The organism is Streptomyces flavidovirens DSM 40150 (genome assembly GCF_000429085.1).
Lineage (GTDB): Bacteria > Actinomycetota > Actinomycetes > Streptomycetales > Streptomycetaceae > Streptomyces > Streptomyces flavidovirens.
Genome location: NZ_AUBE01000023.1, coordinates 71,932 through 93,447 on the forward strand (window position 1 = coordinate 71,932; position 21,516 = coordinate 93,447).

The following is a 21,516-nucleotide window of genomic DNA, read 5'->3' on the forward strand; positions in this document are numbered from 1 at the left end:
TTGACGCGATCGTGACCGGATTGCGGGCGCCGGTCACCGCGATGCGGGCGTCGGCCCCTCAGTCTCGCCCCTCCCGCGTCAGGCTTCCGCGTCAGCCCTCGGTGTTCAGCATCGAAGCGGCCGCGTACGTCAGGTAGTTCCACAACTGCCGCTCGTGCTCCTCGGACAGCCCGAGCTCGTCGACGGCGGCGCGCATGTGCTTGAGCCAGGCGTCGTGCGCGGCCTTGTCGACGGTGAACGGCGCGTGCCGCATCCGCAGGCGCGGGTGGCCGCGGTTGTCGCTGTACGTACGGGGGCCGCCCCAGTACTGCATCAGGAAGAGGGCGAGCCGCTCCTCGGCGGGGCCCAGATCCTCCTCCGGGTACATGGGCTTGAGCAGCGGGTCCTCCGCGACTCCCTGGTAGAACCGGTGCACCAGGCGCCGAAAGGTCTCCTCGCCGCCGACCTGCTCGTAGAAGGTCTGCTCCTGAAGCGTGCCGCGCGGAATCTCTTTCACCCGTCCATCGTCTCAGACGGACCGGCCGACGACCTAAGGCCTAGGACCGCCACCCAACGCCCACCCACGGCCCCCAGCCACTCGCTTCCCGGCCCGCGCCGCGCGACAGTGGGCGTATGGGCGCACCTGACGTGGACAAGTACGCCGAGGCCCGTGCGGCACTCGTACGGGACATGACGGCGGCCGGGGCCCTCGACGACCCCGCCTGGCGCGCGGCCTTCACCGAGGTCCCGCGGCACCTGTTCGTGCCGTACTACTTCGTCCCCGGCCCGGCGGGCCACGAGCGGCTGTGGGGCGAGGACCCCGATCCCAGGCGGCGGGCGCGGTGGCTGGCAGGGGTCTACTCGGACGCGCCCCTGGCGACGCGCATGCGCGGCAGCGAGCTGGTCTCCTCCAGCAGCCAGCCGTCGCTGATGGCGGGGATGCTGGAGGAGCTGGACGTACGGGACGGGAACGCCGTACTGGAGATCGGCGCGGGCACCGGCTACAACGCGGCGCTCCTCTCGCACCGCCTCGGCGACGACAAGGTGACCACGGTCGACCTCGACCCGGAGATCACGGAGTCGGCACGCAAGCACCTGGAGGCGGCGGGTTACCACCCGACGGTGGTAACCGGCGACGGCGCGCGCGGCTGTCCCGCCCGCGCTCCCTTCGACCGGATCATCGCGACCTGCGCCCTGCCGTCCGTACCGTGCGCCTGGCTCGCCCAGTGCCGGCCGGGGGCGCGGATCGTGGCGCCGCTGGCGACCGGCCTGATCGCGCTGGGCGTACGGGACGCCACGCACGCGGAGGGGCGCTTCCTGCACACTCCGGCGTACTTCGTGCCGCTGCGCGGCGGCCCGGCGGAGTCCACGTCGGGGAACCTGGGCGGGCTGCCGCGCCGAGCGCTGGAGAACGACCTGTTCCGGTTCATGCTCACGCTGACCGCGGGCAGCCTGGACCCGCACGAGGCGCTGACGCTGTGGCACCGCGAGCATCGCCCGCCGCGGGAACGCTTCGGTATCACGATCGCCGGGGACGGCGAGTGGGCGTGGCTGGACGATCCGCAGGGGCCGTACGCATGGCCGCTGGGCGGGGCGGCGGGGGCGGCGTAGATCGGCCGCTGCCGCGAGGTTTCGCCCCCGGAACCCCGCTGCCGCGGGGTTCCGGGGCGTCCGGGGGCTTTGTTAATCCCTGCGGACCGTGATCGTCGTCCACGCGCCGACGTGCACGCGGTCGCCGTCCCGGAGCGGGATGGGGACGTACGGCTGGATCGGGTCCTCCGCGCCGTTCACCGTGGTGCCGTTCGTCGAGTTCTGGTCGACCACCGCCCAGGAGCCGTCGGGCTGCTGGACCAGGACCGCGTGCTGGTGCGATACGCCCGGGTCCTCCGGCGGTACGGACAGGTCGATGTCGGGAGCTTCGCCCGTGCTCTGGCGGCGGCGGCCGATCGTGACCTGGTTGCCGGTGAGCGGGCGCTGCTGCTCGGGCGAGTACGCGGGGAGGTTGAGGCCCGCGGCGTCGGGGCCGCTGCGCTGCATCATCGCCATGAAGTACTCACGGTCGGGGCCCACGGTCGCCGTCCAGCCGGCCGGAGCGGGCGGCTGGTATTGCTGCTGCTGCGGCGGCTGTGACTGTGACTGCTGTGGCTGTGCCTGCGGCGGCTGTGGCTGTGACTGCTGGGGCTGCTGCCGGGGAGGTTGCTGCTGGGACGGCGGGGGCAGCATCCAGTCGTCATCACCGTTGCGGTCCCGCCGCGGAGGCGCCGGCGGCTGCTGGCGCTGCGGCGGTGCGGGCGGTGCCTGCTGCTGGAACGACGGGGGCGGCGGCGGGCCCGGCGGCCGCTGGAAGGGCGGCTGCTGCTGGAACGCGTGCGGCGGGGCCTGCCGGCCCGACTGCTCGGGCGCCGGAGCCGGCGCCGGTGCCAGTGGCTCGGCCGGCCGGTTCATCTGCGACGGGCGCGAGGCCTGGTACTCGTACGGATCACGGGGCTGCGGGGGAGGCGGCCCCTGCTGCTGCGCCTGGAAGCCCGGCGGCAGGTTGAGGCCGGGGCCGGGGCCGCCCCGGACCAGGACCGGAGGTCTGCGGGGCAACCGGCGTGTAGGAGGTGGCCATGTTCGTCAGGAAGTTCCAGCGGCACTCCTCGCAGAACGGGGCCATGGCCTCGCGCGGCGTGCGGCACTGCGGGCACAGCTCCGCCTGGGCGGTGGCGTCCGGCCCCGGCGGCGGGAAGCCGTAACCAGAGCCGCGACCGGGACCAGGCCCAGCACCGGGACCAGGCCCTGCACCGGGGCCAGGACCAGGGCCAGGGCCCTGGGGGTAGCCGTAACCGGGCGCGGGCGGCGGCGGAGGGGGCGGGGGAGGCGGCGGCACGGCGCCGGCCATGCGATGGCCGCAGACCTCGCACCAGTCGTCGGAACCCGACTGGTGTCCGTTCGGGCAGGTCGGCATGTCGGCGCTTCCCCCTCTCGTCCGGCCCGAAGGCCGCAAATCAGTACTTCACACAGCTTTTTGGTTACTTCTTGACGCGAACCGTCTTGGTCGAGCGCGTTTCGAGGGTCATCTCGTCCGCCTCCGCGACCTTCGCTTTGAGTCGCACAGTACCGGTCGTCGCGTCGACGACCTCCACCACCTTCGAAAGGAGTTTCGCGGTGTCCGCGTTCCCGGAAGCGGCCGCCAACTGCACCGCGCGCCCCAGTTTCGCCGTCGCTCCATCGAAATCGCCCGACTTGCGAGCATTGAGGCCCTGTTGGATGACGTGTGCCAGTTCGGCCTGGCCCGTGTAGTGCGCCACCTGTGGGTTGATGGAGGTGGACGCCGCCACGTCGTCCGTCCACACCGCGCGTACGAGTCCCTGGGAGAGCGTCTGCGGCGTACCGCCCGACGGATCGGGGCGGACCAGGGAGACGCGGGCCGCCAGCATCTCCTGGCCGATGCCGGCTTCCGGCACCCGCACGCACACGTGGTAGTCGCGGGACTCGTCACCCCAGGAGCCCGTCGGGTAGTCCCCGGCACGCGGGCCCGCCTCGGTGCGGCGCCCGGTCAGGTCCTCGACCGACGGCGCCACCTGCTTGACGAACTTGATCTCCACACCGACGGGCGTCCACAGCCGCAGCGCCACGTCCGCGACCTCCTTGCCCATCACCTTCTCCATCATCTGCGTGAAGTCCGCCGCGAGCCCGCCCGGGTCGGCGACGATGTCCGCCGTGCCGAGCAGCGCCGAGGCGATGCCGGTGACCTCCTTGACGTCCCAGTCCGTACCGACGCCACGTGCGTCACAGGTGAAGCGGCCCGCGCAGGCTTCGAGCGCGTTCTGGAGGTGCTTGGGGGACTCGTGCTCGTTGCGTCCGTCGGTCAGCACAATGCCGTGCCTGATCGGGGCATGCGCCTGAGCGAGCAACTGATCGGCCAGCCGCAGCCAGGTGCTGATCGCCGTGCCGCCGCCCGCGGTCAGCCGGTACAGGGCCTCCTTGGCCTGCGCCCTGGTCACCTGGTTCGCGGTCGCGAGGCGCCCGTTGCCCGGATAGACCTCCTTGGCCTGGTGCGTACCGCCGACCACCGCGAAGGTCACTCCGTCGCGCAGGGTGTCGACGGCGGCCGCCGTGGCCTCGCGCGCGTTGCGCATCTTGGCCGGCGGGTACTCCATCGAGCCCGAGCAGTCGACCATGATCACGACGGCGGCGCCCGGCCCGCCCGGCGGCTGTCCTCCCGGTATGTACGCGGGCGAGGCCCCGGCCCCGGTAAGAAGCGCGGCGGCCCCGCTCGTGCCGCCCCCGGTGGACGTCACGGTGACGATCGCGTTGACCTCGCGGCCGCCCTCCGGCAGGTACTCGTTCTGGTAGACGTCGACGGAGAACTGAGGCACACGCGACTTCGAGAAATTGGCCATGGTCAATCGGCTCCTCGGACGGGCGGACTCCACTCCACTCACTCCACGAGACACCTGGTGCTGGCGGTCAAGGCGGTGAGTGAGTGACGGGTGTGGTCGGGATGCAGGGGCCTTACGCCGTGCCGTAGGCCGATCCTGCCCCTTGCTCCGGCATGGCGAACGGCAGCACGGCCACTGTTACGTTGTCGTGGCCCCCGCCGTCGAGCGCGTGCCCCACCAACACCTGGGCGCAGTGCAGCGGCCGGGCGGCGGCATCGGCCGGCGCGGCCTGCGCCATCTCGTGCGCCGCCTCCGCGTAGTTCCACAGGCCGTCGGTGCACACCACCACGACGCCCGGCCGGTCCGGCTTGAAGGACGCGGTGTGCGGCTCCAGTTCGTACGCGTCGGCGCCGAGCCAGCCCGTGATCGCGTGGGCGCGCTCGTCGGCGTACGCCTCCGCCTCGTTCATCAGGCCCGCGGCCACCATCTGGGCCGCCCACGAGTCGTCCTCGGTGAGGCGGGCGGGGGGTGCGGTGCGGTCGTCGGGCACCCAGTAGACGCGGCTGTCGCCGACCCAGCCGACGACGAGCAGCCCGCTCGCCACGATCGCGCCGACCAGCGTGCAGGCGGGCGCGTTGGTGTGGCGGTTCGGGTCGTGGTCCATGGCGTGAGCCGGGTCGGTCGCGAGAGAGTTGACCGACTCCGCCGCCGCGACGATCGCCTCGTGCATCGCCTGCTGCGGGTGCGTGCCGCGCGGCAGGGACTCCAGCAGAGCCTCGTTGGCGGCGGTCGCGGCGGCTGCCGACGCCTCGTCGGGGCGGGTCGCCGACGACACGCCGTCGCAGACGATCGCGACGACGGCGGGCGAACCGTCGGGCAGGGCCGCCGCCGAGACCGCGAACGAGTCCTCGTTGCGGTGGTGGCGCAGCCCGCGGTCGCTGACGGCGGCGACCGCGTCCAGCTCCTGCTCCATGTGGTCGCGCTCGCGGGGCTGGGCGTGGCCGCAGTTCTCGCAGTAGCCGTCCTCGTCGATCCGGCCGGTGCGGCACGCGACGCACACCTTGGCGACCGTGCCGGACGGGGGCGTCGGCTCGGGCACGACGGAGCGGGGGTCGACGGGCTGCGGTTCCGCTTCCGGCCGCGGGGGTACGAGGCCGGGCGCCGCCAGCTCGAAGTCGTCGATCCCGGACGCGGGCGCCGCGCGCGGCGGATCGTCGTACCGTATGGCCGCGGGCGGCAGCTCCGGGCCGGGCTCCGCGCCGCCCGCCGTGGGCGGCACCGTGATGGCCACCGTGGGGTGGTCCACCGGCGCCTGCGACAGGGCGGACAGGTCGTACCCGCACGCCCCGCAGAACAAGTCCGCGCGCTCCAGCGGCTCTTCACAGCCGGGACAGGTCGGCTCAGCAGGCAGCTGGCGCATCTGCGACATCTTTCACACCCAGGTCCGGGGGCGGAAACGGTTGGCCCGTTCCACCAGGTCGATCCTCTCCTCGCCGCGCTGGGCGAGCCGGGCAAGCACCCGGTACGAGCGTTCCAGACCGAAGCGCAGGCCGCGCTCGTCCAGTTGGCTGCCGAGCAGCGCGGTCTGCGCGGGGCGAGCCCCGTGCCCACCGGAGAGTACCCAGTCCAGCGCGGTGCCCAGCACCTCGGTGGACAGCTGCTCCCGGCGTACGGCGTCGAGTCCGAAGTTGTCCAGGGCCTCCACCTGGGCGGCCGCCGCCGTCAGGTCGTCGATCAGCGCGTCCTGCGCGGCGCGGCGGCGAAGGCGCGCGCGTACGGCGGCGACACGGGCCGCCGTGTAGTGGATCGACGCCCCGGGCACGGACTCCAGCGTGCGTACGGCGCCGGGCCTGTCGCCCGCCGCGAGCTGGACGCGGGCCAGCCCGAAGGCGGCGCTCACGTAACTCGGGTCGGTAGCCCATACGAGGCGGTAGTACTCGGCGGCGTTGTCGAGCTGACCGAGCACTTCGGCGCACACGGCCAGGGCCAGCTTGGGCGCGGCCTCGCCGGGGAACGCGTCGTAGACCGCGTCGAACGACAGCGCGGCGATCTCGTCGTCCCCCGACGCGAGGGAGGCGATGCCCCGGTACCAGACGACCCGCCAGTCGTCGGGGTGCTGGAGCTCCAGGTCGTACAACGCGTCGGCGGCGGTGGTCCGTTCGCCCATCTCCAGCCGGGCACGCAGCTCGCGCAGCCGAAGCTCGACGGAGTCGGCGGGCGCGGACTGGAGCGCGGCGATGAGCTCCGCGGGGGCGGAGGCCAGCAGGCCCGCGAGGAACCCGGCGTTGGGATCGTCCGGGTCCACGCGCGGCACCGGCAGCGCGAGCGCGGTCGCCCCCGCCTTCAGCGGGGCGAGGTACGGCGAAAGCGCCGGTACGCCGCCGATCCCGACACCGGGAGCGGCCCCCGGCGGCGCGACAGCCTGCGGCACGGTGACGGGCGCGGGCACGGCAGCCTGAGTGCCGGCAAACGCCACACCGTCCCCGACCCCACCGACGAGGGCCGTGCCGGGTGCGGGGGCGTACGCCTGGGGCGGGGCGGGGAGCGGTCCGCCGGGCGGGTCCGGGAAGGGGCCGGTGCTCTGCGCGGGGATGGCAGCCGTGCGCGGGCCGCCGCTCATGGCGGCTGCCCCCGCCGCCGCGCGCCGGGCGCGCCACGCGCGGCGTCCCGCCGGGGCGGCCCGGCTGCCCAGCCGCGACACATCGCCCGTCAGTTCCGCGAACAACCGCGTGTCCGGCACGCGTAGTTCCGGCCCGAACAGTGTCGAAAGCGCCGGGCGCGGGCGGCCCGTCTGCAGCGCCACGACCTCCCGCAGTACGCCCGTAAGCTGCTCCGCCATCTCCGTCGCCGACGCGAACCGCCGCGCCGGGTCCGGGTCGGTCGCCCGTACCAGCAGCCGGTAGAAGGATTCGTACCGCTGGAAGACCTCGATGTTGCCGGGGTCGGGCAGGCTGTCCACGAAGACGTTCGTGTAGCCCTGGAAGTCGAAGGTCAGCACGGCCAGCGTGCGCGCCACCGTATAGAGGTCGGAGGCGACGGACGGGCCGACCTCCGCGACCTCGGGCGCCTGGTAGCCCACCGTGCCGTAGATCGCGCTCTCGTCGTCGTCCATCCTGCGGACCGCGCCCATGTCGATGAGCTTCAACTGGTCCTGCTGCTGGATGGCGTTGTCGACCTTGAAGTCGCAGTACAGCAGATTGCGGCTGTGCAGGTGCCCCAGCGCCTCCAGCGCCTCGATGCCGTACGCGCACGCCTGCTCGACCGGCAGCGGATCCCGCCTGCCCATCGGACCGCGCCGCTCGTTGGCGATCTCCTTGAGCGACTTGCCGCCGACGTACTCCATGACGATGTAACCGTCCATGGAGCCGGTGCGCTGGTCCAGGTGCTCGACGAAGTTGTAGATGCGGACGATGTTGGAGTGCTCGATCTCGGCGAGGAAGCGCCGCTCCGAGATCGCCGCGGCCATCGCGTCCTGGTCGCCCGTGTCCAGCAGGCCCTTGAGCACGACCCACCGGTCCGAGACCGCCCGGTCGACCGCCAGATAGACCCAGCCGAGGCCGCCGTGCGCCAGGCAGCCCATGACCTCGTACTGACCGTGCACGATGTCGCCCGCGCTCAGCTTCGGCACGAAGGAGTACGGGTGCCCGCACTTCGTGCAGAAGCCTTCCGTACGCCCCTTCCTGTCCCCGCGCGAACGCCCCACCGGCGCCCCGCAGTCCGACCGCGAGCAGAAGCGCTTGCGCTCCGGGACCTCAGGGTTCTCCATCACCGCGGACTGCGGATCGGGGCGCGGCACGTCCGGTATCGAGACCAGACCCGCGCCCAGCCGGCTGCGCCCGGAAGCGCCCGTCGACGCGCCGGAACTGCGGACCGAGACGGACCGGGACGTGGACGCGCCCGACAGGGAGCGGGAGAGGCGGCCGGAGACCGAGCGGCGCGAGGTCGAGGACCGTGACGAGCGGGAGGAGGCACGCGACGAGCTGCGCGAGCCGCTGCGCCCGGACGAACTGTCGCCGCCCGGACGGCCCTTGCCGCCGCGGCCGCCGGCCGCCATCCCGGTCGGCGGCGACGACAGCATCCCTTCCCTGAGTTCCCGACCGCGCTCGGACAGGGAAGACCCCAGGGGCGAGACGACGGGAGCCAGCCCGCAGGTGCCGCAGTAGAACTCGCCGCTGCCCATGTCCTCGTACGACCCCTCGCAACCGGGGCGTCGGCACTGGCTCATGACGGGTTCCCCGTCTGGTCTCTGGGCTCGTTCTGTCGCGGGACCAGGACTTCGGCGGCCGCCTGCTGATAGCGCAGCACCGCCTGCTCGGCCGCCCGCAGGTCGCACGGCGCGCTCCACAGCATGCGACGGGCCACGTCGTAACGTTCGATCAGCAGCGGGTCCTCGGCCATGCCGTGCCTGGCGACCTTCGCCCGGTACGCGTCGAGCCGGCCGCGCAGCTCGGCCCGTACCGCCAGCGGCGCGGTGACCGCGGTCAACGACTCGCGCGCCCGCAGCAGTTCGTCCTCGGCCTCCCGCTCCAGGGACTCGAGCAGCGGCGACAGCCGGTGCCACTGGGCGTGCCTGCGGTAGTCGGCCGCCAGCACAAGCTGCTCCTGGAGCGCGGTGGGCGGGCCGCCGACCGCCGGCACCTCGGAGGCGGCGATCTTCGCCAGGACCTCGCCGCGCGCCGATCTGGCCTCGGTCAGCGTGCGGTCCGCGCGCGAGAGCACGTCACGCAGCCGCACCAGCCGCTGCTCGGCGTCCTGCCGCACGGTGAGCACCGCGTCGATCTCGCGCCTGACCTCCTCCAGCGCGCGGGCCGCCCGGTCGTAGCGCTCGGTGTCGGGCCGCCCGCCGCCCGGCGCCGAACTGCCGAGCCCCGGACGCCAGAAGGCCAGCGGGTCGGTCACCACCTGGGAGCGCAGCGCCGCCAGCTCGCGGGTGATCGACTCCAGGTCGTCGCCCGACGGATGCTCACCGGGCCGTACGCCGACGGAGTGCGCCAGCGAACGGGTGCGCTGGAGTTCGGCCGCGAGGAGGTCGATCCGGGCCGGCAGCGCGGACCACACCGCATCCGCCGTGACGACCATGTCGAGCGACTGCGCGTACAGGTCGTTCATCCGGGACACCAGCGCCGCCAGCGTGAGCCGCTCGGAGAGCTTGGCGGGCCCCGTGAGGGACGGCTGGGCGTGGGCGGACACGCCGCCCGCCACCGTCACGCTCTCGCCGCGCAGGAGATCGGTCAGCTCGGACAGGTCCTGGCGGGTGGGGAAGCGCCGCCGGGCCCGCAGCTCACGGGCGGCGCGCAGGGCGGCGGTGTACGTGTCGAAGTACGACCACAGCAGGGTGATGGCGGGCTCCGTGGCGTTCCAGCGCTCCAGCGTGATGCCCGTCAGCTCGGCGCCTTCGAGCAGCCTGCGGCCGGCGTGATCCTGCAGCGCGAGGAGCGAACTCTCGATGGCCTCGTACTCCGCGCCGAGCCGTGCCAGCGCACGGTCCACCTCGTCCCGGTCCATCACCGGCCCGGTGGCATCCGCCGCTACGCTCATCGATCACCTCTCCGCTCTTCCGCTTTTCTGCGCTTCCCGGCTTCCGGCTTCCGGCTTCCCGGCTTCCGGGCTTCCGGTTTCCGCGATGCACTGCCTCGTGTCGTTCTGCCCAGGATTCAACCGGCTCAATTGTCCCGGTACTTCGGCTCCGGTGGTTTCTTGATGCCGGGCAGGTCGTCCTTCAGCCACTTGCCGTACGCCTTCATCCACGGGCCGTTGTCGCCGCCCTCGCGGTAGTCGTCGAGGACCTGGTTCAGCCGGCGTACCAGATCGTCGCTGCCGAGCTTCACCGCGATGCCGTAGTACTCCTGAGTAAACGGTTCGCCCTTGAGCTCGACCGCCGGGTCCTGCGCCGCCTGGCCGGCCGCCAGGGCATTGTCCGTCACCACCGCGTCGACCTCGCCGAGCTGGAGCCGCACCAGGCAGTCGAGCTGGTTGGACACGGTGAGCCCTTCGAACCGCGCGCCGAACGACTTCGCGGCCAGCGCGTCGTACGCCGTGGAGCCCTTCGCCGTACAGACCTTCTTGCCGGCGAGCGAGGCGTCGTAGCCCTTGACCGTCGATTCCTTGGGGGCGAGCACCTGCTGGCCCGCCTGGAAGTACGCGGTCGAGAACGCGACGTCCTTGATCCGGGCGCAGGTGACCGTCATCGTCCTGACGACGACGTCGACCCGGCCCTCCTGGAGGGCGAGGATGCGCTGATTGGTGGGTATGGCGCGGTAGATGACCTTGTCGGGATCGCCGAGAATGTCCTCGGCGATGGCGCGCACCAGGTCGATGTCGAAGCCTTCCAGGTCACGGGTGGCCGGATTGCGGTAGCCCCAGCGGAAGCTGTTCTGATCGACGCCGGCGATCAGTTTGCCCCGCGCCTTGATCTTCTCGATAGCGGGTCCCTCCGCGCCCGACGGCCGCAGGCTGGCCTCCGGGTCCTCACAGGTGTCCGCCCGCGTGGCGACCGCCCGCGTCACACCCTGCCCCGCATCCGGGGCCTGCCCCGCCCCCGCGCCGTGGGAGATCGGCAGCAGCGTGACCGCGGCCGTGAGCGCGCAGGCCGCGGCCATCCCGGCCACGCCGCCCCAGCCGCGCAGCCTGCTGCCGGTGCCGCCGTACCCGCTGCCCGACCTGGTCACCGCGCCTCCTCCCGCCCGCATCTCCCGCCTCACCCGCATTGCCCGCATTACCTGTACTCCGAAAGCCGGCGCCCGATGCCGAGCACGGCGCCTGCCGCGCCCAGTACCGCCAGGACCGCGGCTCCCAACGGCAGCCCGGAGAGCGCGCCCCGGCTGCCCTCGGCGGCCCTTGTGAACTCCGCCTGCTCGTGGGCGAGCGCCTTCTCCAGCGCCGCGTCGACCCCCTTGAAGCACTCGCCCGTGGAGCCCTCGCCACCGATGACCTTCGCCAGGGCGCCTTCGTAGTCGCCGCTGTCGTCGGTGGCGCGCGCGGTGGTGTGCCGCTTGCGCCACTCGGCGGCCTTGTCGGCGGCTTGTGCCACGGGGTCGCTGCCGTGCAGGTCGTCGGCGAGCCGCCGCGCCTGCGCGAGGCGCTGCCCGAGGGCCTTCATGCCGTCGGCGTACTGCGATTCGTACAGGTCGCGCTTGCCGTCCTCGGCCAGTACGGCGCCGCGCGCGACCAGGGTGAGGTTCTCGTTGGCTCGGGCGTTGAGCGAGCTGATGCGCGCGTCGTTGAGGACTTCGAGCGACTCCTGGCCGTGCGCCATGGCGTCCTCCAGCTCGGACCGCGCCACGGCGTGCCCTATGCCCAGCCACAGCAGGACCACGGCTGAGGCGACACTCGCGGCCAGCAGGCCGTGGTTGAACACCCGGTTCGTACGCCGGTAGTTGCGCCGCTGGGCCCAGCCCAGGCCGACCAGGGCGAGGACTCCGAGACCGAGCCCGACGAACGGCCACACCTGGGCGTCGTCGTAGTCGTCCCCGAGCCTGCTGGTCTCCGCCTTGTACAACCGCTCGGCTGCGGGCAGCAGTTCGGTGGTCATGCGCTCGTTCGCGTACCGGAGGTAGGCGCCGCCGAGGGGCAGGCCGAGGCGGTTGTTGGCGCGGGCGCGTTCTATCAGTCCGGTGTACTGGGGGAGTTGGCGGTTGAGGGTGGTGATCTCGCGTCCGGAGGGGCTGGTGCTGTCCGTGTTGGCCGCGGCCTTCACCAGCAGCGCCGAGGCGGTCGCGATGTCGTCCTCGTACCGCTCACGCACGTCCTGCGGTTCCTGCGCGCCCGCCAGGAATCCGCTGGCGGCGGCGGAGTCGGCGTCGGCGAGGGAACGGTAGATGCTCGCGGCGTCGGCGCTCAGGGGCTGGCTGCGGGTGACCACGTCGGTGGCGGCGGCCGCGCGGCCGGAGATCTCCCAGGCGGTCACCGCACCGAACGCGACCACGAGCGCGGCTACGAGGGCGCCGATGATGCGCAGCCGGCCGGGCTCGGTCGTCGCGCCTGCGCGCAGGCGGTCCACGCCCTCCGACCACGCGGTGGTCCGTGCGGGTGGCCGCGCCTCGCGCACATTCGGCGGGTGTGCCACGTGACCTCCCCCTCGGTCATTGACGGTCTGCCGTGCCCGGCAAGCAGTATGGCCGCAGGGACCGGTCTCCACACCAGGATTGACTGGATCTTGTGCCGATCAAGGCTTGCGCGTTCTGATCTCCCCACCATGTATACGCGGGGCGCGCGGCGGTGGTTCCCGGGCCGAAGCCGGCGCACCGGCCTCCCTGCGGGGCTGTTCCCCACCCCGCCCCTTCCCGAACCGGGGCGCTGCCCCAGCCCCCGACGCCCTCCGGACGCTGTCCTCAAACGCCGGCCGGGCTGAAATCCACCGCCGCGGCCCGACGCGAGCCGAGCCAGTCGCTCCTGGGCAACTTTCAGCCGTCCGGCCTTTGAGGACCGGGGTCTGGGGCGGAGCCCCGGTTCGGGAAGGGGCGGGTCGGGGAAAGCGCCGCAGGCAACCGCTCACGCGTAACGGCCCCGCAGTCGTGCGTATGCCTCCGGTGGGGACGAGACGTGGTCCAGGCCGAGTAGGGCCGCGCCCAGGACCGGGGGGGCCGTTACCACGCGCAGGGTCGCCTTTGGGGCGCGGGCCGACATCAGGGACGTGATGCGGTCGTCGAGCTGCGGGTGGCGGGCCGCCAGGACGCTGCCGCCGAGCAGTACCGGCGCCTCCTCGGTGAGGAGGCCCAGGCGTCCCAGCGCCACCCTGGCCATCGCGACGATCTCCTCCGCCTGGCGGTGCACGATCGACCGGGCGATCCGGTCCCCCTCCGCCGACACGGCGAAGAGCACCGGCGCCAGTTCGTGCCGCCGCCCCGGCGCGATACGCCCCAGATGCAGCGCCTCGATCAGCGCGTACATCGACGGCAGCCCGAAGTGCGCCGGAAGCGCGTGCGCCAGCTCCGTGCGCTCGCCCCGGCCGTCCTCCGCCCGCGCCGCGAACCAGATCGCCTCGTCCGCCAGCCCCCCGCCGCCGCCCCAGTCGCCGGAGAGCCGGCCGATCGCGGGGAAGCGGGCGGTGCGCCCGTCCGGCAGCATGCCGACGCAGTTGATGCCCGCGCCGCACACCACCGCGACCCCGCGCGGCTCGTCCACACCCGCCCGGAGGATCGCGAAGGTGTCGTTGCGGACCTCCGTCGTACGCCCCCAGCCACGCGCGTGCACCGCGACCTGCAACTCCTGCTCCTCGACGGGAAGGTCGGCGTTGGCGAGGCAGGCAAAGACACACTCGGCGTCCGTCGCACCCGCCTCCTCCAGCGCCCGGCCGACCGTCTCCGCCAGCGCGTCGACCGCCGCCCCGACCCCCACCACCTGCGGCTGGAACCCCCCGCCCCGCGCGGTGGACAGGACCGAACCGTCCGCCCCGACCACCGCCACGTCCGTCTTGCTGTTGCCCGCGTCGATGGCGATCACAGCGACTGTGCTCACGCCCACGCCAAGTGCTCCCGGTTGTGCGCGATCAGCCGGTCGGTGAGCCCGTCGGCGTACTCGAACTGGCCGATCAGGGGGTGGGCGAGCAGCGCCTTGAAGACGCGGTCGCGGCCGCCGCGCAGCACCGCCTCCAACGCCAGTTCCTCGTACGCCGTCACGTTCGCGACGAGCCCCGCGTACAGCGGGTCCAGCTCCGGCACGGCCAGCGGCGTGGCGCCCGTCCGGTCCACCCGTGCCTGGACCTCGATGACCGCGTCGTCCGCGAGGAAGGGCAGCGTGCCGTTGTTGTACGTGTTGACCACCTGGACCGGGCTGCCGCCGTCGCCCAGCAGCGAGGCCGCCAGATCCACCGCCGCCTCCGAATAGAACGCGCCGCCGCGCTTCGCGAGCAGCGCGGGTTTCTCGTTCAGCGACGGATCGCCGTACATCGCCAGGAGTTCCGCTTCCATCTTCGCCACCTCCGCCGCCCGCGAGGGCTTCGTCCCGAGTTCACGTACCACCTCGTCGTGCGCGTAGAAGTAGCGCAGGTAATAGGAGGGGACGACGCCCAGGCGGTCGAGCACCGCGCGCGGCAGGCGCAGGTCGTCGGCGATCGCGTCACCGTGCTCGGCGAGCAGCTTCGGCAGCACGTCCTCGCCCTCGGGCCCGCCGAGGCGTACCCCCAGCTCCCAGGAGAGGTGGTTGAGGCCCACGTGGTTCAGGTGTACGTCGCCGGGCGCCACATCCAGCAGCTTCGCGAACTTCCGCTGGAAGCCGATCGCGACGTTGCACAGCCCGACCGCCTTGTGACCCGCCTGGAGCAGCGCCCGCGTCACGATGCCGACGGGGTTGGTGAAGTCGATGATCCAGGCGTCCGGATTCGCGCGGCGTACCCGCTCCGCGATGTCCAGGACGACCGGGACCGTACGCAGCGCCTTCGCGAGACCGCCGGCGCCCGTCGTCTCCTGCCCGACGCAGCCGCACTCCAACGGCCACGTCTCATCCTGGTCGCGGGCGGCCTGCCCGCCGACGCGCAGTTGCAGCAGCACCGCGTCGGCGTCCGCGACACCCGCGTCCACGTCGGAGGTGGTCGTGATGCGGCCGGGGTGGCCCTGCCTGTCGAAGATGCGGCGGGCGAGGCCGCCCACCAGGTCGAGGCGGTCGGCGGCCGGGTCGACGAGGACGAGCTCCCCGATCGGCAGGGTGTCCCGCAGACGGGCGAAGCCGTCGATCAGTTCGGGGGTGTAGGTGGAGCCGCCGCCCACCACCGCGAGTTTCATGCCGGTCATGGTCGTCATCCCTTTACTCCGGTCAGTGTGACGCCTTCTACGAACGCCTTCTGGGCGAAGAAGAAGACGACGATCACAGGGGCCATGACCAGTACGGTCGCGGCCATGGTCAGGTTCCAGTCGGTGTGGTGCGCGCCCTTGAAGGATTCGAGTCCGTACGACAGCGTCCAGGCGGCCGGGTTCTCGGAGGCGTAGATCTGCGGGCCGAAGTAGTCGTTCCAGGCGTAGAAGAACTGGAAGAGGGCGACGGCCGCGATACCCGGTCTGGCCATCGGCAGTACGACCCGGATCAGCGTCCGCAGCTCGCCGCAGCCGTCGACCTTCGCCGCGTCCAGGTATTCGTTCGGGATCGTCAGCAGGAACTGCCGCAGCAGGAAGATCGAGAAGGCGTCACCGAACGCCATCGGGATGATCAGCGGCCACAGCGTGCCCGACAGGTCCAGTTGCTTTGCCCAGAACAGGTACATCGGGATGATGACGACCTGCGGCGGCAGCATCATCATGGAGATGACGAGCATCAGGGACAGCGTGCGGCCCCGGAAGCGGAACTTGGCGAGCGCGTACGCCACCGGGACGGACGAGGCCACCGTCAGTACGGTGCCCAGGCCCGCGTACAGCAGGGTGTTCTTCCACCAGGTCAGGAAGCCCGGCGTCTCGAACACCTTCACGTAGTTGCCCCACTCCCAGGTGTTGGGCGTCAGGTCGCGGGTCAGCGCCTGCTGGTCGTTCATCAGCGACGTCAGTACGACGAAGACGAACGGCAGCACGAAGAAGAGCGCGGCCGCGATCCCCAGCGAGTGGACGGCGATCCAGTGGCGCGATGCCTTGCGGCGTGCGATTCGCCCGGCGGGTGTGGCGAAAGCTGCAGTCATGACCTTCACTCACCTGCCTGGAGAATTCCGCCGCGCCGCCGCATCAAAAGCGCGGTGAAGGCCATGGCCAGGGCGAACAGGACGAGGGCCACGACGCACGCGGACCCGTAGTCGAACCGCTGGAAGCCGAGGTTGTAGACGAGCTGGGGAAGCGTCAGCGTCGACTTGTCGGGATAGCCGGGCTCGAACTGCTGGCCCGAACCGCCGATGATGCCGGAGGCGACCTTTCCCGCGACCAGCGGCTGTGTGTAGTACTGCATGCTCTGGATAACGCCGGTGACGACGGCGAACATCACGATGGGGGAGATGTTCGGCAGCGTGACGAAGCGGAAGCGCTGGAGCGCGGACGCGCCGTCCAGCTCCGCCGCCTCGTACTGCTCCTTCGGTACGTCGAGCAGCGCGGCCATGAAGATGACCATCAGGTCACCGATGCCCCAGACCGCGAGCATGGTGAGCGCCGGCTTCGACCAGGACGGGTCGTTGAACCAGCCAGGGGCCGGCAGCCCGAGCTCCCCGAGAACCGAGTTGACCGGTCCCGTCCCCGGGTTGAGGAGAAAGACGAAGGCGAGCGTCGCGGCGACCGGCGGCGCCAGGAACGGCAGGTAGAAAAGGGTGCGGAAGAGGCCCGTGCCCGTCTTGATCCTGGTGATCAGCAGGCCGACGCCCAGCCCGAACACGACCCGGCAGCCGACCATGATCAGGACCAGCCACAGGGTGTTGCGCAGCGACGGCCAGAACATGGGGTAGTGGCTGAAGACGTACGTCCAGTTGTCGAGCCCGTTGAACGTGGGGACGCCGAAACCGTCGTACCGCATGAAGGAGAAATAGACGGTCGACAGCAGCGGGTACGCGAAGAAGACGCTGAAGCCGAACAGCCACGGCGACATGAACGCCGCCGTCCGCAGCGCCGACCTGCGACGCTTGGAGCGGAGCGGGTGCGCGGTCGTGGTCATCGGCGGGTTACTTCGCCTTCGCGATGTCGGTGTCGATCTGCGCGGCGGTCTTCTCCAGTCCGGCCTTCAGGTCCTTCACCGCGCCCTTCTCGTACTGGTAGCCGAACTCCTGGATCGTCTGGAGGTACGTCGCACCGTTCACCGCGCCCGCCGGGGTGCTGGACTTCGGGTGCCGCGCGATGTCCAGGAACGTCTTGAAGCGCGGGTCGAGCTTGAGGTCCGGCGACTTCAGCGCGGCGAAGGTGGACGGCACGTTGCGGATCGCGTTGGCGAACTCCACGACGGCCTCGGTGTCGGTCGTCATGAACTCGACCAGTTCCCAGGCCGCGTTCTGCTTCCTGCTGGCCGGGGCGATGCCCATGATCGTGCCGGAGAGGAAGCCCTTGCCGTAACTGTCGGCCTCGTCGTCGGCGACGGGCATCGGCGCGACACCGACCTCGAACGGCACCTTGGCGTCCTCGGCCATGCCGAGCCGCCACTCGCCGTCAAGCTGCATCGCGACCTGCCCGGTGTGGAACGGGTGCTTGGCGCCCCACTCGTCACCGAAGGTGCCGCGGAAACCCTCCAGCTTCTGGAAGCCGCCGAGCTCGTCCACCAGCTTCTTCTGCTGCCTGAACATGGCGGCGAAGGCCGGGTCCTTGGCGATGTTCGACTTGCCGTCCGCGTCGAAGTACTGCTGGTCCCAGCTCCCCATGTAGTGCTCGGTGGTCGTTTCGTAACCGTGGTAGTTCGGCATGAAGCCGAGCTGTTCGTAACTGTCGCCCCTGGTCTTCGTCAGCTTCTTCGCGGTCGCGGTCAGCTCGGACATCGTCCTGGGGGGCGAGGAGATACCGGCCTTCTTGAAGGCGTCCTTGTTGTAGTAGAGGCCGTACGCGTCGGTGAGCAGCGGCATGGCGCATCGCTTGCCCTCGAACTGCGTGTACTCCAGGGTCACTTTCGGGAACGTCTTCTCCAGGTCGAGCTTCGATTTCTCGATGAAGGGCTTCAGGTCGGCGAAGGCGCCCGACGAGCAGAACTTCCCGACATTCGAGGTCGTGAAGGACGAGACGACGTCCGGGCCCTTCGAACCGCCCGCGCGCAGGGCCTGGTTGAGCTTGTCGTCGTTGATGTTGCCGACGACGTTCACCTTGATGTTCTTGTGCCGCGCCTCGAAGCGGTCGACGTTCGCCTGGATCGCCTTCACCTCGCTCGGGGCGCTCCAGCCGTGCCAGAACGTGATCGTGGTCTTCGCGTCCGGGTCGTCGGTGGCACCGGTCTCCGGCTGCCCCGTACACGCGGAGGCGAGCACGGACATCGCGGCGACGGCGACGGCTGACGCGGTGAGACGGCTGTTTTTGCGCATGGCGAAGCTCCCGAAGTCAGGCGTGATGGGGGAGAGGGGAAGGGAAGGGGAGGGGTTAGCGGGCGGTGGTGTCGAAGACCTCGTCGCGTGTGGTGGCGAGGGCGCTCTCCAACGCCCCGCGCAGTACGGGCTCTTCCTGTACGGAACCGATGACGAGCCGGGGCCGGGGCGCGGCGAGCTCGGCCAGCTCCGCCTGGACCAGCGCGCGCAGCGGTTCACCGCCGGCGACGAGGACCCCGCCGGACAGCACGATCAGTTCGGGGTCGAGGAGGGCGACCATGGAGGCCAGGCCGGTCGCGAGCCCGGTCGCGAAGGCCTGGAGAAGGTCCTGGTACGGTCCGCTGCCCGCCCGCGACGCCTCGCCGATCAGCGCGATCGCCTCATCGATGTACGTCTCACCGGGCGGCACCGCGATGCCCAGCTCCCGCGCCAGCCGTGGCACGGCCTGACCGCCCGCCAGCTCCTGGAAGCCGCCGGAGTTGGCCTTGGTCACCCGGCGTACGAGCGGAGTGCCCGGCACCGGCATGAACCCGACCTCGCCGGCGCCGCCGGTCCAGCCGCGGTGCAGCCGGCCGCCGATCACCAGCGCGGCGCCGAGGCCGCCGTGGTTCCACAGCAGTACGAAGTCCTGATGCCCCCGCGCCGCGCCCAGCCGCTGCTCGGCGACGGCGGCCAGGTTCACGTCGTTCTCGTACTCGACGGGCATGGGCAGCGCGGCCGCCAGGTCGTCGAGGAGGGTGGGGGAGTGCCAGCCGGGGAGGTGGGAGGCGTACCGCAGGCGTCCGGTGCCGGGGTCGAAGGCGCCCGGCGTGCCGATGACGACGCGGTGCACGTCGGCCCGTACGAGCCCGGCGGCCTTGACCGCGCCGTCGAGGGCGTCGGTCACCTGGCGTACGACGGACTCGGCGCGGCGGCCCGGTGTCGGCAGTTCGAACTCACCGGCGGTCGCGCCGGTGATGTCGGCGACGGCGGCGCGGATGCGCTGCGGCGTCACGTCGAGGCCGGCCACGTGCGCGGCGCGCGCGTTGACCGCGTACAGCTGGGCGTTCGGTCCCGGACGTCCCTCCGTCGTACCGGTGGCGACGACGAGGCCGGCGCTCTCCAGGCGGACGAGCAGCTGGGACGCGGTGGGCTTGGACAGCCCGGTCAGCTTGCCGATCTTCGTACGGGAGAGGGGGCCGTGCTCCAGGAGCAGGTCGAGTGCGGCCCGGTCGTTCATCGCCCGCAGAACGCGTGGCGTGCCAGGCGTACTGGACGTACTCGACGTACCGGCCATGGCAAGCACCCACCCACTGTTAGGAAAGTTTCCTATTTCGTGGGACGAAAGTAGGGCGGAGGCAGGGCGGCCGTCAAGGGCGCTCGACTACTTGTTGAGATTCGTGGCCGGCGGCGGGATCGGAGACGCCGCGAGGGACTGCGGGGACGTCGGGCTGGCCAGTGCCGACGGCGCCGCCATGCCCGCCGTCGGGTCTCCCGGCGCGGCCTCGTCGCCGAGCACCGCGGGGCCGCCGACGATCCGGATGCCCGCCCGGTCGAATGCCTGCTTGATGCGCCAGCGCAGTTCCCGCTCGACGCCGAGCGCCTTGCCCGGCATCGTCTTCGCGGAAACCCGCACCACCATCGAGTCGAGCAGCACCGAGTCCAGGCCGAGCACCTCGACCGGGCCCCACAGCAGCTCGTTCCACGGCTCTTCCTTGGCGAGTACGGCAGCCGTCTCGACGATGACCGCGCGCACCCGGTCCAGATCCTCCGTCGGACGCACCTGTACGTCGATCCCGGCCGTGGCCCAGCCCTGGCTGAGGTTGCCGATCCGCTTGATCTCGCCGTTGCGTACGTACCAGATCTCACCGTTGTCGCCACGCAGCTTCGTCACCCGCAGGCCGACCTCTATGACCTCGCCGGACGCCACTCCCGCGTCGATGCTGTCCCCGACGCCGTACTGGTCCTCAAGGATCATGAAGACGCCGGAGAGGAAGTCGGTGACCAGGTTGCGCGCACCGAAACCGAGCGCCACACCCGCGACACCCGCCGAGGCGAGGAGTGGCGCGAGGTTGATGTTGAGCGCGCCGAGCACCATCAGGGCGGCCGTACCCAGGATCAGGAACGACGCGACCGAGCGCAGTACGGATCCGATCGCCTCCGAACGCTGGCGGCGCCGCTCGGCGTTCACCAGGAGGCCGCCGAGCGCGGTGCCCTCGACCGCCTGGGCGCTGCGGTTCATGCGCGCTATCAGCTTCGTGAGGGAGCGGCGGATGACCGTACGCAGCACAGCGGCGATCACGACGATCAGGAGAATGCGCAGGCCCACGCTCAGCCAGGTGGACCAGTTCTGCTCGACCCAGCTCGCGGCGTTGGTCGCCTTCTGCGTCGCCTCGTCCAAGGTGACGGGCTGCTTCTCGGGCGTCGGATCAGCGGCCGACAGGACGGACCAGGGCACGGCGGGGACCTCCAGGCGGGCGGGACGACAACAGACCAACCACACTAACGGGGCATCCCGCCCGACCCGGCGCTGTGTTCGAGGGAGAGACAAGGCTCACCAGGGCATGAAGGCCGTGTGGTCGAAAACACTCCCAGCCCGTTACCCGGACGTGGTGGCGTTTCGACCAGGCATGAGGGGAGACTGAGAGCAGATCGTCCCGGCGCGAGCCACGCGCCGCCGGCGTTATAGGAGGCATCCGTGCCGCATGTCCTGGTCCTCAACGCGTCGTACGAGCCGCTCGGCGTCGTACCGCTCCGCCGCGCGCTCGTCCTCGTCCTGGAGAACAAGGCTCTCTGCCTCGAGGAATCCGGCGCCTTCATGCACAGCGCGACCCGGGCGGTTCCCGCGCCCAGCGTTGTGCGGCTGAAACGGTTCGTACGGGTCCCCTACCGGGGGCCTGTTCCTCTCACCCGCCGTGCACTCTTCGCCAGGGACGGCGGGCGCTGCATGTACTGCGGTGGCGTCGCAACCAGCGTCGACCATGTCGTACCGCGCAGCCGGGGCGGCCAGCACGCCTGGGAGAACGTGGTGGCGGCGTGCCGGCGCTGCAACCACGTCAAGGCCGACCGGCACCTCATGGAGCTCGGCTGGCGGCTGCGTCATCAGCCCGCGCCGCCGTCAGGTCTTGCCTGGCGGATCATTGGGACCGGGCATCGGGATCCGCGCTGGCTGCCGTACTTGCAGCCGTTCGGCGCGGATGACGCGCTGGCCCGGATCGACGGCATCTCCGCCTGAGGCCCGGCCCTGGTCGTCTCCCGTGGGGCGGGGCGACCCGGCTCGCCTGCGGCGGGCATTCCCCA

General features: G+C 71.5%; 16 protein-coding genes and 1 pseudogene. 2 read left to right on the forward strand and 15 right to left on the reverse strand.

Annotation, left to right across the window (positions count from 1 at the left end; genetic code table 11):
* Nucleotides 1-91: 91 nt before the first annotated feature.
* Nucleotides 92-496 carry a globin gene (locus tag G412_RS0125110; RefSeq protein WP_028814485.1) on the reverse strand — a complete coding sequence of 135 codons (405 nt, stop codon included), beginning with the start codon at nucleotides 494-496 and terminating at the stop codon, nucleotides 92-94.
* A gap of 116 nt (nucleotides 497-612) precedes the next feature.
* On the opposite strand from G412_RS0125110, the gene G412_RS0125115 reads away from it, so the two are divergent.
* Nucleotides 613-1,590, forward strand: a complete 978-nt coding sequence (locus G412_RS0125115) for a methyltransferase domain-containing protein (RefSeq protein ID WP_028814486.1) — start codon at nucleotides 613-615, stop codon at nucleotides 1,588-1,590.
* 72 nt (nucleotides 1,591-1,662) lie between these two features.
* Here the strand turns inward: G412_RS0125115 and G412_RS38475 are convergent.
* The 14 genes and pseudogenes from G412_RS38475 to G412_RS0125190 all read right to left on the reverse strand — a co-directional run bounded on the left by G412_RS38475 (nucleotide 1,663) and on the right by G412_RS0125190 (nucleotide 20,674).
* Nucleotides 1,663-2,926 (reverse strand): annotated as a pseudogene (locus G412_RS38475) (FHA domain-containing protein).
* 64 nt (nucleotides 2,927-2,990) lie between these two features.
* Nucleotides 2,991-4,364 carry a vWA domain-containing protein gene (locus G412_RS0125125; protein WP_028814487.1) on the reverse strand — a complete coding sequence of 458 codons (1,374 nt, stop codon included), beginning with the start codon at nucleotides 4,362-4,364 and terminating at the stop codon, nucleotides 2,991-2,993.
* A 112-nt stretch (nucleotides 4,365-4,476) separates the two neighbouring features.
* Complete coding sequence (locus G412_RS0125130) at nucleotides 4,477-5,772, reverse strand: PP2C family protein-serine/threonine phosphatase (RefSeq protein WP_028814488.1); 1,296 nt, start codon at nucleotides 5,770-5,772, stop codon at nucleotides 4,477-4,479.
* Nucleotides 5,773-5,775: 3 nt separating this feature from the next.
* A complete protein-coding gene (locus G412_RS0125135) occupies nucleotides 5,776-8,568 on the reverse strand; it encodes a serine/threonine-protein kinase (protein ID WP_167546488.1) in 2,793 nt (930 codons plus the stop codon).
* A complete protein-coding gene (locus G412_RS0125145) occupies nucleotides 8,565-9,848 on the reverse strand; it encodes a hypothetical protein (RefSeq protein WP_037649850.1) in 1,284 nt (427 codons plus the stop codon). The genes G412_RS0125135 and G412_RS0125145 overlap by 4 nt, the downstream gene beginning before the upstream one ends.
* Nucleotides 9,849-10,006: 158 nt before the next feature.
* Entirely contained in the window at nucleotides 10,007-11,032 is a 1,026-nt protein-coding gene (locus tag G412_RS0125150) for a glutamate ABC transporter substrate-binding protein (RefSeq protein WP_051338607.1), read from the reverse strand.
* Nucleotides 11,033-11,058: 26 nt separating this feature from the next.
* Complete coding sequence (locus G412_RS0125155; RefSeq protein ID WP_037649811.1) at nucleotides 11,059-12,408, reverse strand: hypothetical protein; 1,350 nt, start codon at nucleotides 12,406-12,408, stop codon at nucleotides 11,059-11,061.
* Between the two features lie 425 nt (nucleotides 12,409-12,833).
* Entirely contained in the window at nucleotides 12,834-13,805 is a 972-nt protein-coding gene (locus tag G412_RS0125160; protein ID WP_028814493.1) for an N-acetylglucosamine kinase, read from the reverse strand.
* Entirely contained in the window at nucleotides 13,796-15,061 is a 1,266-nt protein-coding gene (locus G412_RS0125165; protein WP_028814494.1) for a 6-phospho-beta-glucosidase, read from the reverse strand. The genes G412_RS0125160 and G412_RS0125165 overlap by 10 nt, the downstream gene beginning before the upstream one ends.
* Nucleotides 15,062-15,075: 14 nt before the next feature.
* Complete coding sequence (locus G412_RS0125170) at nucleotides 15,076-15,942, reverse strand: carbohydrate ABC transporter permease (RefSeq protein ID WP_037649852.1); 867 nt, start codon at nucleotides 15,940-15,942, stop codon at nucleotides 15,076-15,078.
* 5 nt (nucleotides 15,943-15,947) lie between these two features.
* Nucleotides 15,948-16,895, reverse strand: coding sequence for a carbohydrate ABC transporter permease (locus G412_RS0125175; protein ID WP_028814496.1), 948 nt, complete (start codon nucleotides 16,893-16,895; stop codon nucleotides 15,948-15,950).
* Nucleotides 16,896-16,902: 7 nt separating this feature from the next.
* Complete coding sequence (locus tag G412_RS0125180) at nucleotides 16,903-18,237, reverse strand: ABC transporter substrate-binding protein (protein WP_028814497.1); 1,335 nt, start codon at nucleotides 18,235-18,237, stop codon at nucleotides 16,903-16,905.
* Between the two features lie 55 nt (nucleotides 18,238-18,292).
* Entirely contained in the window at nucleotides 18,293-19,513 is a 1,221-nt protein-coding gene (locus G412_RS0125185) for an ROK family transcriptional regulator (protein ID WP_028814498.1), read from the reverse strand.
* Between the two features lie 87 nt (nucleotides 19,514-19,600).
* Nucleotides 19,601-20,674, reverse strand: a complete 1,074-nt coding sequence (locus tag G412_RS0125190; protein ID WP_028814499.1) for a mechanosensitive ion channel family protein — start codon at nucleotides 20,672-20,674, stop codon at nucleotides 19,601-19,603.
* A gap of 240 nt (nucleotides 20,675-20,914) precedes the next feature.
* Here G412_RS0125190 and G412_RS0125195 point away from each other — a divergent pair, with 240 nt between their 5' ends.
* Nucleotides 20,915-21,451 carry an HNH endonuclease gene (locus G412_RS0125195; protein ID WP_028814500.1) on the forward strand — a complete coding sequence of 179 codons (537 nt, stop codon included), beginning with the start codon at nucleotides 20,915-20,917 and terminating at the stop codon, nucleotides 21,449-21,451.
* The last annotated feature ends 65 nt before the right edge of the window (nucleotides 21,452-21,516 follow it).